This is a genomic window from Klebsiella sp. PK01 (genome assembly GCF_057624675.1).
Map to the genome: position 1 here is coordinate 581,145 of NZ_JBYEZM010000003.1, position 12,396 is coordinate 593,540.

A 12,396-nucleotide genomic window follows, 5' to 3' on the forward strand; every position below is an offset into this window, starting at 1 on the left:
GCGAATGCGTAAAGGGAGATTGCTATTTAAATGTATTAATAACTATCTTACCTTACGCCATAAATATAACAGACATAAATGATTATTTTGATGAAAAAATGGAAGGAGTTAATTTTTAAAAACAAAAGCATTCACAAACTCAATGATTTAATTAAATAAAGCCCTTCAATCAAACATCTACAACATCACCAAAATGAATACTAACCTCAAATTTCTTTTTCCAAATTATCATTAACCCATTGGCATTAACACAACTCTCATTGCACATATAAAATGATGTCCAAAATCAAAGAAATGTATCAACCTGTAATCTATATATACATTTCGCATAATTATATAATGGATAACAAAATGGAAATTTTTAAATTAACGACATGCATACTTCCCGCCATTTTATTAATCGGATGCGTATCAAAACCACCGATCGCGACAGAAAACGAAATGCGAGATGCCGCAGCGTTTACATTAAATGTCAATGCTTCTGACGTGACAATTTCAGATGTTCAGCAAAATGGCGTTAAAACCAATTTTGTGGCGACAATAGGTAAGAAAGCACACCGTTGTTATGTCACTAAAGCTGCAGAACCAAAACTTTATGGACTGATATCAATAGGGGGAAGCAGTACGGTTTCTGATGCTATTTGCGCTGGTGGTGTAGCAAGTTCTACTAGTAAAACATGTGATGCATTATCAAAAGCCGCAGGACGCTGTTAATTAATAATACTCGCCTTAGGTGTTCGCTCAGGGACACCTTAGGCGGCATAAAACATCCATTTGCCATGCCCCGATACTGACTCCATACTCTTTATTTTTACGACAACATTATTGTTAAAAAATAGCCAGTAGAACAGCATCCTATCTTCCCCACTCACAGCTCTTCCCACATATAAAACCAGTGGGTGGCGTCCCGACAAACGGCGCGGAACATGGCGGCGGAGACCAGCTGATAGCGGCGGTCCTGAGATTGTGCTGGCGTATATGCGCACACGTAGCGCCCGCTATTGGCGTCGGGCAGCCCCTCTTTAACGGACATCCACGGGAGAATCAGCTGCTCCGGCGGGACGCCCGCCGAGATGGTATCGATCACTTCATGCGCCAGCGCGCGGGCGTCGCGGCTATAGGGGCCAGCAGCAACCTGTTCACAGTGTCTGAGTAAATTTTCCATTAATTATCGTTTCCTTTTTTGCGTCTCTATTTTCCCTTAATTATTGCAAAGATATCATTGGAAATAACTATTATTTAATAGAGTTTAATGGCACTTATTTACTTAAAAATAAATTTTTAATACGAAACTATAATGACTCGTATTTATATCCCATTGATATAAAAAAGCCATCTTCAGCTATCTCCATATCGACATAGCTGAATAATGGCTAATTCAGGCAATAACGCACTATGCGCAATTGGCCGTAAACTCTACCGGCAAGTCGCCATAAAACCAGCCATCGTCCTGTTTGGTGAGATCAACGCGGATAGTCTTCTTCTCGCCAAACAGAAACTGTTTCACCAGCACCTTACGGGTAAAGACGCCGCCGACGTTAATACGCACGCCGTGGTGCTCCACCTTCTTAACCCGGATGGTTCTTGTGGAATAATCTATTTGAATATCAACATGTTCACCGTGACGAGCGATGAAAGCCGCGATCCTGACATGCCCCCCGTTTTTGGAGAAAGAGATAAACGGTTGACTCTTTCTACCGCGCCTCCCCTTTTCTATATTAACGAAATTGTTTACGTCAGAGTGCGCTGCACCATTGAACACAAAGAAGCCTCCCTTCTCAGCAAAATCGTATCCCTTAAAACGAAAAAACAATGGTTTATTTCACTAGCAGGATGAATTTATAACAGAATAATTGACTGCATTTTAATTTGGAAGCGAAACAAAATCAAACGCATCACGGCGTATTCAAGCGCAAGAATCTACTGATTTGCGCCAGATTAAGAGAAATGTACTGGCCGTCATGCCGCGCCGTTTCTGGCTTTGAGGACCCATCGCAGATAGTTCAGTATGCAAGCGTAATGAAAGGTAAAGCCGCTCCTGAGCAAGAAGTCAGGGGATATGGCTCCATCGCTAATGATCGGCAAGCGAGTCGGCGGCCTCGATTGCCGCTTGATTCAAATAACCGCCGGTTAATTTTGCCCCCGGCGCTTAAACTGCCCGGCGTCGATATCGTACTGCTTCATCTTGCGCCACAGCGTGGTACGGCCAATATTCAGCAACTGCGACATCTCCTGTACCCGGCCGTTGGTCACGCGCGCCGCCTGGATAATCGCCTCTTTCTCGATGGCGCTGAAAGACAGGCTAGACGGCAGTAGCGATGAGGCCGTTTCGCTACCAGGCCGGGTAGAGAAGAGATGTTCGGGGAGATTGCTTAAGCGGATATGCCCGTTATCGCTGCTCATCGCGATATTCTCAATAATGCTATTAAGCTCAAAATCATTGCCAGGCCACGGGTAGGCGGTCAGTTGGGCCAGCGCGTCGTCATCGACCTTCAGCCGCGATGAAAAGCGTTTCTCCAGCCGACGCAGACGGCTATGCACCAGCGAAGGAATGCTGCCGCGCCGCGCCCGCAGCGGCGGAATGACTATCTCAAACGAATGTAGCGCATAGTACAGCTGGCGGCTAAAGCGGTTCTGCTCCACCAGGTTCGCGAGGTCGACGGTGGTGGTGGCGATCACTTTCACATCCACCGGAATCAGCCGCCGGGCATCAAGACGCGTCAGCACGCCCTGTTTTATCACCTGCAGCAGCGCCGACTGCAGCTCGGGGGCCAGATACTCTATTTTTTCCAGGAACAGCGTGCCGCCGTTAGCCAGTTCGAGTCGGCTGAGGCGGCCATTTTCATCGTCGGTTGGCGCGCTGCCCATAAAATCCTGTCCCAGTACGCTGTCGGCGTACAGCTGGCAGTTAACTGAAATATACGGGCCCGGCGCCCGCTCGCTTTCGTTATGGATAGCCTGGCTCAGTAATTCTTTACCCACCCCTTCCTCGCCGCACAGCAGCACCGGAAAAGCGCCGCGCGCCGCCTGGCGGCCAAAGTGGATCAGCCTACGGGTTTCCGGGTCATCCGCCGACATCTGTTCGAAGGTATGGCTCACTTTGCCCAATTGGCTGGTCATTAATTGACGCATCTGCTCCACCGGGTGGAGCAGTAAAATGAAGCTATTGCCCTGCTCCTCCACGATAGGCTTCAGGGTGATCACCGCGTCGATAAACTGATGCTGGCTCTCGAAGGTCACTTCCACATGATTAAGGCCGCGGGCCTGTTTAATCGCGCGGCGCAGCAACGCCGGCAGGGTCAGCAGTTCGTTGATATTTCGCCCCTGGCTGGCCTGGGTATCGAGATGCAGCAGCGTGGCCGCCTGCACGTTGAGAAACTGCAGCACTCCCTGCTCGTTCCACGCCATCACCCCGTCGTCCATACTTTCCAGCAGGCCGTACATTTGATTAAGGTGACGGTTAGATTCCGCCAGCAGGCTGTCGGTAAGCAGCGAGTTACCCACTTCGCGGGCAATGGCCAAGGTCAGCGACAGATCCGCCGGGGCCCACTCTTCGCGCAGACAGCATAGCGAAATCGATCCAAACAGGCGGCCATGGTTATCGAACACCGGCGTCGAACTAAACGACCAGCGGCGCAGCGCCTGCTTAAAGTGCTCGTCGCCCGCGGTGTTGACCGGCTGTCCGAGCATCGAAGCCAGCGACAGCGCGCAGGTGCCGATAATGCTCTCCGCGCAGTAGCTGCCGTCGCGAAATCCCAGTTCCGCCAGCTGTTCCAGTGTCTGCGGGTTACCACAGCGGCTCAGAATACAGGCCGACTCATCAAGGATGAACAGCGCGCAGGGGCGGTTGGCCATAAACTCCCACGCATCTTCCAGCGCCGCCTGACCGATGGTCAGCAGCGCGGTTTTGCGACGGCAGATCGATTCAAAGGTCAGCCCCTGCGCCTGATGCGGCGCCTGCCAGGTTTCCCGCTGCATAAATTTGCTGCAGCGATGCCACGACTGGCTGATAACGGCTGAAACTTCATTTTCCGCGCCCTGAGTCTGAGCTGTCATATCCCTTTTCCGCTGTAGTTAACACAGTTAAAACGACAAAACCCTCCGGCAGCGGCTGCCGGAGGGGAAAGTTCATGCCGCATTATGCTGCGGCGTCTCGGTCAGGCGAAAACGAATTAACGCGCCAGCCACTGCTGCCCAAGCAGGTCCGCGGTAAGGATGGCGGCGTAGACGCTATCCGCGGTGACCGGGAACGGCATATTGTGGATGGTTTCGCCTTCTGCGCAGGTGGCTTTCGCGACCGCGTGGATTTTGCTTTCAATACCCTCTTTCACGCCCATCTGCGCAAGGGTGATCGGCAGGCCGACTTTTTCACAGAAGCCCATCACGGTTTCGATCTCTTCCAGCGGGCTGTTTTGCAGCACCAGCTGCGCCAGGGTGCCGAAAGCGACTTTTTCGCCGTGATACAGATGGTGGCACTCTTCAAGAATGGTGAAACCGTTGTGAATCGCGTGCGCGCCGGCCAGGCCGCTGCTCTCAAAGCCAATACCGCTCAGATAGGTGTTGGCTTCGACAATGCGCTCCAGCGCATCGGTCACCACTCCAGCCTGAGCCGCCAGGCGTGCTTTTTCGCCTTCCGCCAGCAGCGTATCATAGCACAGGCGCGCCAGGCTCAAGGCCGCCGCCGTGGACTGCCCGCCCGCCATGCTGGTAGCTCGCGCATCGAAACAGGCCTTGGCTTCAAACCAGGTGGAGAGCGCATCGCCCATCCCGGCCACCAGCAAGCGTACCGGCGCTTTGGCGATAATCGCCGTGTCCATCACCACCATATCCGGGTTTTTCGGGTAGATCAGATACTCTTCAAATTCGCCCGCCTCGGTGTAGATAACCGACAGCGCGCTGGTCGGCGCATCGGTTGAGGCAATTGTCGGGATCACCACCACCGGCAGCTTCTGGTAATAGCCGATAGCCTTCGCGGTATCGAGGGTTTTCCCGCCGCCGATACCCACCACGCCGCGGCAGCCGTGCTGCTTAAGAATAGCGATCAGGCGGTTGATTTCCGCATGGCTGCACTCGCCGTTAAACCGTTCCGCATGGCAGCTAATATTGTGGCTATGCAGGCCGTTCAATACTTTGTCGCCCGCCAGCTTCATCACGAAGTCATCGGCGATAACAAAAAAGCTGTCGGCCAGGTTTTTAGCGTATTCGCCAAACAGCATGGCGGCATCAGGTCCCTGGAGATATTTGGCTGGAGATTGAATAACTTTTAGCATTCCTTTCACCCTCAAATAAGTGCATATGTTGACACGTGAGCCCTGGCCGTCATGCCGCGGCGCCTGGTATCAATGGCGCCTACAGCCACGCTGCCGGAGCGATGCATCCACTGTAGGGCGAGCAAAAGCGAAAAAAATTTTTCCCTTTTTTGTTCTGTTCTGAAACAGATAAAAAAATAATGCGTTTCACATTGAAACGACATGACTGAGAAAGCGATGGGATTGCGATCGCGATCGGCTCATTTTGGCAAAAAAGCCGCTATCGTCCCTCCTCTTTAACGCAGAAAATCGCCTCAATGCGGCGCAATAGCGAAAAAAATCATCATCGGCCCCGCTCTGATAGCAGAAAAACACGGCCACATTATTAGCGCTGGCTCGCAATTTTCCTGTTTATCGGCGAATAACGTTCCATAAAGGAACAAAAATCATTTTCTACGTTCCGTTATGGAACTCATTTTGACGGCGTTTTATTTTGCGCCCGCTCAGCCAGAATCACTACATCGCCGGGCTACCCTTATAGACAGGCGACCTCCCCTACCCTACGGAGCATAAACAATGAAAAAACTGATTAACCGTGTGGAAGATGTACTGAGTGAACAGCTTATCGGCCTGGCGAAGGCGCATCCTGAACTGACGCTGCACCAGGACCCGGTCTATGTGACCCGCGCCGATGCGCCGGTCGCCGGCAAAGTGGCGCTGCTCTCCGGCGGCGGCAGCGGACACGAACCGATGCACTGCGGCTACATCGGCCAGGGCATGCTCTCCGGCGCCTGCCCGGGGGAAATTTTCACCTCGCCGACGCCGGACAAAATGTTCGAATGCGCGATGCAGATTGACGGCGGCGAAGGCGTCCTGCTGATTATCAAAAACTATACCGGCGACATCCTGAATTTTGAGACCGCCACCGAGCTGCTGCACGAAAGCGGCGTTAAGGTCACCACCGTCGTGGTGGATGACGACGTGGCGGTAAAAGATAGCCTCTACACCGCCGGACGCCGCGGCGTCGCCAATACCGTACTGATTGAAAAACTGGTCGGCGCCGCCGCCGAACGCGGCGACTCGCTGGAAGCCTGCGCCGAACTGGGCCGCCGTTTAAATAACCTTGGTCACTCGATTGGCATCGCGCTGGGCGCCTGCACCGTACCGGCCGCCGGACAGCCCTCGTTTACCCTGAAAGATGATGAGATGGAGTTCGGCGTCGGCATCCATGGCGAGCCGGGTATCGACCGCCGCCGCTTCAGCTCGCTCGACCAAACCGTCGATGAGATGTTCGATACCCTTCTGGAAAACGGCGCATACAGCCGCACGCTGCGCCAGTGGGATAACGTCAAGGGGGCGTGGCAGGAAGTGAAACAGAGCAAAACCGCGCTGCAAAACGGCGATCGGGTTATCGCGCTGGTCAATAACCTCGGCGCCACGCCGCTTTCCGAACTGTATGGCGTTTACAACCGCCTCGCCCAGCGCTGCGAAGCGTCCGGCATTGTGATTGAACGCAACCTCATCGGCAGCTACTGCACCTCGCTGGATATGGCGGGTTTCTCCATCACCCTGCTGAAAGCGGATGATGACACGCTGGCGTTATGGGACGCCCCGGTCCATACCCCGGCGCTGAACTGGGGAAAATAAGGAGCACGACATGTCACTGAACAGAACGCAAATCGTCGACTGGCTGTACCGCTGCGGCGACATTTTCACCAAACAGAGCGATTTTCTCACCGGCCTTGATAAAGAGATCGGCGACGCCGACCACGGCCTCAATATGCATCGCGGCTTCAGCAAAGTCGTCGAAAAGCTGCCGTCGATCGCCGATAAAGACATCGGTTTTATTCTCAAGAATACCGGGATGACGCTGCTTTCCAACGTCGGCGGCGCCAGCGGCCCGCTGTTCGGCACCTTTTTTATCCGCGCCGCCCAGGTCACCCAGGCGCATCAGAGCCTGACCCTCGACGAACTTTATCAGATGATCCGCGAAGGCGCGGACGGCGTCGTCAACCGCGGTAAAGCGGAGCCGGGCGATAAGACGATGTGCGACGTCTGGCTGCCGGTAGTGGAATCCCTGCGTCATTCCAGCGAGCAGCATCTGTCTATCCCTGCCGCGCTGGATGCCGCCTGCGAAGTGGCCGAGCGCGCCGCCCACGCCACCATCACCATGCAGGCGCGTAAAGGCCGCGCCAGCTATCTCGGCGAGCGCAGTATCGGGCATCAGGATCCCGGCGCGACCTCGGTGCTGTTTATGGTTCAGATGCTGGCTGCCGCCGCCAAAGAGTAAGGAAATCGCGATGGTAAACCTGGTTATTGTTTCTCATAGCGCCCGGCTGGGCGAAGGTGTCGGAGAACTGGCCCGGCAGATGTTAATGAACGATGGCTGTAAGCTGGCGATCGCCGCCGGGATCGACGATCCCGACAGCCCGATCGGCACCGATCCGATTAAAGTCATGGAGGCGATCGAATCCGTCGCCGACACCGACCATGTACTGGTGATGATGGATATCGGCAGCGCCCTGCTCAGCGCCGAAACCGCCCTCGATCTGCTCGATCCGGCGATTGCGGCAAAGGTGCGGCTGTGCGCCGCGCCGCTGGTCGAAGGGACGCTGGCGGCCACCGTCAGCGCCGCCTCCGGCGCCGGGATCGACAAGGTTATCGCCGATGCCATGAACGCCCTGGAAGCCAAGCGGGTTCAGCTGGGTTTACCCTCGCACACGCCTGACGCCGCCGCCCCAACGCTTGCTGACGACGGCGACGCTAAATCGGTTTCAGTCATTATTAACAATCACAACGGCCTGCACGTGCGTCCGGCATCGAAGCTGGTCGCCGCGCTGGCGGGTTTTAACGCCGACCTGGTGCTGGAGAAAAACGGCAAATGCGTCACCCCGGACAGTCTGAATCAAATCGCTCTGCTGCAGGTGCGCCGCCACGATAAGCTGCGCCTGCTGGCTCGCGGTCCGGACGCCGATGCGGCGCTGGCGGCGTTTCAGGCGCTAGCCGCCGATAACTTCGGCGAGTCGCCGGAGGTGCAGCCGACTGCGGAACCCGCCATACCTGTGCGTGTTGAAGGCGCGGCGCTGCTTTATCCGCTGGCGCCGATCCAACCGGCGCTCCCCGCCGCCGCCGACGTTGCTCGCGAGCAGCAACGCCTGCGCCAGGCGATCGACCAGACGCTGGCCGATCTCAATGCGCTCACCGAGCTGGCGGAAAACAAATTTAACGCCGATATCGCGGCGATCTTCGCCGGTCATCACACTTTACTCGACGATGAAGATCTGTTTGATGCCGCCAACGATCGTCTGCTCACCGAACAGTGCTCAGCGGAATGGGCGTGGCATCAGGTGCTGATGGAGCTCAGCCAACAGTATCGCCAGCTGGATGACGCCTACCTGCAGGCGCGCTATATCGATATCGAAGATATTCTGCAGCGCACGCTACGCCATCTGCAGGGTATTAAGGAGACGCTGCCATTCGCCAGTGAGCCGACGATTATTATCGCCGACAATATTTATCCCTCGACCGTACTCCAACTGGATGCCAGCAAGGTCACCGGCCTGTGCCTGCGCGACGGCAGCGAACAGGCCCACGGCGCGATTATCGCCCGCGCGGCGGGGATCGCCTGGTTATGCCAGCAGGGCAACGCGCTGAATGATATTCAGCCTGGCGAAGCCATCACGCTCGATATGCGTCAGCAACGTCTTATTCGTCGCTAAATCCACTTTGACCGTTACCACTCCGGAGGCCCGCCTCCGGAGGGTGAGTTTTCGCTTACTCTTCAGGAACCACTATGTCTCAATTCTTTTTTAACCAGCGCGCCAGCCTCGTTAACGACGTGATCGAGGGAACCATTATTGCCAGCCCGTGGAACAACCTCGCCAGGCTGGAGAGCGACCCGGCGATCCGCGTAGTGGTGCGCCGCGATCTGAATAAAAACAACGTGGCGGTGATTTCCGGCGGCGGCTCCGGCCATGAACCAGCGCACGTCGGCTTTATTGGTAAAGGCATGCTGACCGCCGCGGTCTCCGGCGATCTGTTCGCCTCGCCGAGCGTCGATGCGGTACTCACCGCGATTCAGGCGGTGACCGGCGAGGCGGGCTGTCTGCTGATCGTTAAAAACTACACCGGCGATCGGCTTAACTTCGGCCTCGCGGCGGAGAAAGCGCGCCGTCTTGGCTACAACGTGGAGATGCTGATCGTCGGCGACGATATTTCGCTGCCGGATAACAAACAGCCGCGCGGTATCGCCGGGACCATTCTGGTGCATAAAGTGGCGGGCTATTTCGCCGAGCGCGGCTTCAACCTCGCCACCGTCCTGCGCGAAGCGCAATACGCCGCCAACCATACCGCCAGCATCGGGGTGGCGCTGGCCAGCTGTCACCTGCCGCAGGAAGCGGAAAGCGCGCCGCGCCATCAGCCTGGCCACGCCGAGCTGGGGATGGGCATCCACGGCGAGCCGGGAGCTTCGACGATCGCGACCCATAACAGCGCGGAAATCATGCAGATTATGGTAGAGAAGCTAACCGCCGCCCTACCTGAAACCGGCCGCCTGGCGGTGATGCTCAATAATCTCGGCGGCGTGTCGGTGGCCGAGATGGCGATTCTGACCCGCGAGCTGGCCAACACCCCACTCCATGCGCGCGTTGACTGGTTGATTGGCCCCGCTTCGCTGGTAACGGCGCTGGATATGAAAGGCTTCTCGCTGACCACTATCGTGCTGGAAGAGAGCATTGAAAAGGCGCTGCTGTCGGATGTCGAAACCGCCAGTTGGCAGAAGCCGGTGCAGCCGCGGGCTGTTAATATCATGCCGTCCGCGCTTGCCAGCGCACGCGTCGCCTTTACGCCATCGACCAACCCGCAGGTGGGCGATTACGTGGCGCAGGTGACCAGCACGCTCTCCGGCCTCGAAGCCCATCTCAACGCGCTGGACGCCAAAGTGGGCGACGGCGATACCGGCTCCACTTTCGCCGCCGGCGCGCGCGAGATTGCCGCTCTGCTGCAACGCCAGCAACTGCCGCTCAATGATTTACCCACGCTGTTCGCACTGATTGGCGAACGCCTGACGGTGGTAATGGGCGGCTCCAGCGGCGTCTTGATGTCGATTTTCTTCACCGCCGCCGGACAGAAGCTGGAGCAAGGCGCCAGCATGGCGGAAGCGCTAAATGCCGGTCTGGGGCAGATGAAATTTTACGGCGGCGCCGATGAGGGAGACCGGACGATGATTGATGCCCTGCAGCCGGCGCTGGCGGCGCTGCTGGCCGAACCGGATAATCTGCAGGCCGCTTTCGTCGCGGCGCAGGCCGGCGCGGATCGCACCTGCCAGTCGAGCAAAGCCGGTGCCGGACGCGCCTCCTATCTCAACAGCGAGAGCCTGCTCGGCAATATGGACCCCGGCGCTCACGCGGTAGCGATGGTGTTTAAGGCGCTGGCGGAACGCTAAACCTCCCCCGGTGGCGCTGCGCTTACCGGGGCGACATAACACCATTGAAAGGTAGCCCGGAGAAGGCGCAACGCGCCGCCATCCGGGTTTACCGCTCTATCTATTATTTGCTATGCCAGTACGCCTGCGAACGCACCAGCTGCTGATCGATACTCGGATCCTCAAAGCGCGCCAGCAGCGATTTCACCACGCCGCCTTCTCCGGTCAGCCAGATGAAATAATCTTCTGACGGCACCTTAACCTGTGCCAGACGCTCGGCGACGAACGCCGGGTGGTGGCCTACCACCCATTCGATATTAAAGCCGTCGAGATCCGCCAGATAATCTTTATACGAAGCATCCGCAATAGAGACGATGGCCGTCACCTGCGGCGTCACCGGCAGCTGGCGCAATCCCAGCAGGCGGCGGCGCAGCGCCGGCATTCCCGACTCGTCACAGACATAAAGCTGCCAGGCGTAATCTTCCGGCACCACCAGCGAACCGCGCGGCCCGCCGATCACCAGCTTATCGCCGACGTTGGCTTCCAGCGCCCAGCGGCTGGCAATACCGCCATCGTGGATATAAAAATCGTAAGCCAGCTCGTGGCGTTCGGCATCGTACAGCGGCGTGTAGTCACGGGTCGCCGGGCGCACGCCCTCGCCCCAGTTAATGCCTTCGTCGGTCACTTCCGGCGGCGTAAATACGCTGCCCGCCTGCGGGAAAAACAGTTTAGTGTGGTCGTCAAAACCCTGGGAAACAAAGCCATCCAGCGCCTCGCCGCCCAGCACAATCCGCTGGAACGCCTGGCCGATACGCTCAACGCGCAGCACGGTTAATTCGCGAAAACGTAGTTCGTTACGCACGCGCTGCGGATATTTTGCTTGTTTAATTGTGGTCATCCGTCGTCGCCTTGGTGAAGGGTAAATAGATATATCTAAACTCAGTGCAAATGATAATGATTGCCATTAGTGAAAATGGCAAGTTTTTTTTGATATAAAGCGAGAGAAAGTCACAATAAAGCCAAAATCAAAAACAAATTCAATTATATCAGTCAATTAAAAATAAACCGTTGTCATTTATTATTTTTTAGATATAAATTAGATATATCAAAAATACAGGAGACATCGATGCGACATCATCACGAAGAGGGCCACGGCGAACAGGGCCGTCGCGGCGGCGGACGCCGCCAGCGTTTCTTTGGCCACGGCGAATTGCGCCTGGTGATCCTCGATATCCTTTCGCGCAACGCCAGCCACGGCTATGAGCTGATTAAAGAGATTGAGGCGCTGACGCAGGGCAATTACAGCCCCAGCCCCGGCGTCATCTATCCGACGCTCGACCTGCTGCAGGATCAGGGATTGATTAGCGTAGAAGAGGAGAATGGGCGTAAAAAAATCGCTATCACTGAAGAGGGGCGCCGCCTGCGCGCCGAAAGCGGCGAGCTGTTAAGCCAAATTCAGACGCGCCTGCAGGAACGCATGGTCGGCTGCGAATTGCGCAAAAATCCGCAGATGAAACGCGCGCTGGAGAACTTTAAAGCGGTGCTGGACCTGAAGGTCAACCAGCAGAGCATCAGCGACGCTCAATTGAAACAGATCATCGGCGTGATTGACCGCGCGGCGATGGAAATCTCCCAGCTCGATTAACCTCTCGCACCACAATAGTTCCCAGGCTGCTCCATCACGCGGCAGCCTGCACCACCCCAATTCATACCGCTTCACACCCC

At 56.1% G+C, this 12,396-nt stretch carries 12 protein-coding genes; 7 read left to right on the forward strand and 5 right to left on the reverse strand.

Annotated features, from left to right (window positions below; genetic code table 11):
* Positions 1-441: 441 nt before the first annotated feature.
* Positions 442-714: a hypothetical protein gene (locus tag AC22LX_RS12440; protein WP_072047975.1), complete on the forward strand. Its 273-nt coding sequence runs from the start codon at positions 442-444 to the stop codon at positions 712-714.
* A gap of 154 nt (positions 715-868) precedes the next feature.
* Here AC22LX_RS12440 and AC22LX_RS12445 read toward each other — a convergent pair whose 3' ends face one another.
* Positions 869-1,165, reverse strand: a complete 297-nt coding sequence (locus AC22LX_RS12445) for a hypothetical protein (RefSeq protein ID WP_487334007.1) — start codon at positions 1,163-1,165, stop codon at positions 869-871.
* A 228-nt stretch (positions 1,166-1,393) separates the two neighbouring features.
* Positions 1,394-1,549 (reverse strand): hypothetical protein, encoded by a 156-nt coding sequence (locus AC22LX_RS12450; RefSeq protein ID WP_223683739.1) that lies wholly within the window; start codon positions 1,547-1,549, stop codon positions 1,394-1,396.
* A 51-nt stretch (positions 1,550-1,600) separates the two neighbouring features.
* Between AC22LX_RS12450 and AC22LX_RS12455 the strand changes: the two genes are divergently transcribed.
* Positions 1,601-1,837 (forward strand): hypothetical protein, encoded by a 237-nt coding sequence (locus AC22LX_RS12455; RefSeq protein ID WP_223683740.1) that lies wholly within the window; start codon positions 1,601-1,603, stop codon positions 1,835-1,837.
* Between the two features lie 293 nt (positions 1,838-2,130).
* On the opposite strand, the gene dhaR is transcribed toward AC22LX_RS12455, so the two are convergent.
* Together dhaR and AC22LX_RS12465 are read right to left on the reverse strand one after the other, a co-directional pair.
* Positions 2,131-4,056, reverse strand: coding sequence for a dihydroxyacetone kinase operon transcriptional regulator DhaR (dhaR, locus tag AC22LX_RS12460; protein WP_045392252.1), 1,926 nt, complete (start codon positions 4,054-4,056; stop codon positions 2,131-2,133).
* A gap of 116 nt (positions 4,057-4,172) precedes the next feature.
* Positions 4,173-5,270, reverse strand: coding sequence for a glycerol dehydrogenase (locus AC22LX_RS12465; RefSeq protein WP_007372182.1), 1,098 nt, complete (start codon positions 5,268-5,270; stop codon positions 4,173-4,175).
* A 555-nt stretch (positions 5,271-5,825) separates the two neighbouring features.
* Here AC22LX_RS12465 and dhaK point away from each other — a divergent pair.
* The 4 genes from dhaK to AC22LX_RS12485 all read left to right on the forward strand — a co-directional run bounded on the left by dhaK (position 5,826) and on the right by AC22LX_RS12485 (position 10,692).
* Complete coding sequence (gene dhaK, locus AC22LX_RS12470; RefSeq protein WP_020077889.1) at positions 5,826-6,896, forward strand: dihydroxyacetone kinase subunit DhaK; 1,071 nt, start codon at positions 5,826-5,828, stop codon at positions 6,894-6,896.
* Positions 6,897-6,906: 10 nt separating this feature from the next.
* Positions 6,907-7,539, forward strand: a complete 633-nt coding sequence (gene dhaL, locus AC22LX_RS12475) for a dihydroxyacetone kinase subunit DhaL (protein WP_007372179.1) — start codon at positions 6,907-6,909, stop codon at positions 7,537-7,539.
* A gap of 10 nt (positions 7,540-7,549) precedes the next feature.
* Entirely contained in the window at positions 7,550-8,968 is a 1,419-nt protein-coding gene (gene dhaM / locus AC22LX_RS12480; RefSeq protein WP_045392255.1) for a dihydroxyacetone kinase phosphoryl donor subunit DhaM, read from the forward strand.
* Between the two features lie 74 nt (positions 8,969-9,042).
* On the forward strand, positions 9,043-10,692 hold the full coding sequence (locus tag AC22LX_RS12485; RefSeq protein WP_049060940.1) for a glycerone kinase: 1,650 nt from the start codon (positions 9,043-9,045) through the stop codon (positions 10,690-10,692).
* Between the two features lie 103 nt (positions 10,693-10,795).
* On the opposite strand, the gene AC22LX_RS12490 is transcribed toward AC22LX_RS12485, so the two are convergent.
* Positions 10,796-11,569, reverse strand: a complete 774-nt coding sequence (locus AC22LX_RS12490; RefSeq protein WP_047050789.1) for a siderophore-interacting protein — start codon at positions 11,567-11,569, stop codon at positions 10,796-10,798.
* Between the two features lie 228 nt (positions 11,570-11,797).
* On the opposite strand from AC22LX_RS12490, the gene AC22LX_RS12495 reads away from it, so the two are divergent.
* Positions 11,798-12,316, forward strand: a complete 519-nt coding sequence (locus AC22LX_RS12495) for a PadR family transcriptional regulator (protein WP_015369599.1) — start codon at positions 11,798-11,800, stop codon at positions 12,314-12,316.
* Positions 12,317-12,396 lie beyond the last annotated feature (80 nt).

What these genes read in the sequence shown, in the direction of transcription:
- AC22LX_RS12465 (WP_007372182.1), bottom strand. Translation starts at nt 5,270, where the DNA reads ATGCTAAAAGTTATTCAATCTCCAGCCAAATATCTCCAGGGACCTGAT.
- AC22LX_RS12485 (WP_049060940.1), top strand. Translation starts at nt 9,043, where the DNA reads ATGTCTCAATTCTTTTTTAACCAGCGCGCCAGCCTCGTTAACGACGTG.
- dhaK (WP_020077889.1), top strand. Translation starts at nt 5,826, where the DNA reads ATGAAAAAACTGATTAACCGTGTGGAAGATGTACTGAGTGAACAGCTT.
- AC22LX_RS12495 (WP_015369599.1), top strand. Translation starts at nt 11,798, where the DNA reads ATGCGACATCATCACGAAGAGGGCCACGGCGAACAGGGCCGTCGCGGC.
- dhaR (WP_045392252.1), bottom strand. Translation starts at nt 4,056, where the DNA reads ATGACAGCTCAGACTCAGGGCGCGGAAAATGAAGTTTCAGCCGTTATC.
- AC22LX_RS12445 (WP_487334007.1), bottom strand. Translation starts at nt 1,165, where the DNA reads ATGGAAAATTTACTCAGACACTGTGAACAGGTTGCTGCTGGCCCCTAT.
- AC22LX_RS12490 (WP_047050789.1), bottom strand. Translation starts at nt 11,569, where the DNA reads ATGACCACAATTAAACAAGCAAAATATCCGCAGCGCGTGCGTAACGAA.
- AC22LX_RS12440 (WP_072047975.1), top strand. Translation starts at nt 442, where the DNA reads ATGCGAGATGCCGCAGCGTTTACATTAAATGTCAATGCTTCTGACGTG.
- dhaL (WP_007372179.1), top strand. Translation starts at nt 6,907, where the DNA reads ATGTCACTGAACAGAACGCAAATCGTCGACTGGCTGTACCGCTGCGGC.
- dhaM (WP_045392255.1), top strand. Translation starts at nt 7,550, where the DNA reads ATGGTAAACCTGGTTATTGTTTCTCATAGCGCCCGGCTGGGCGAAGGT.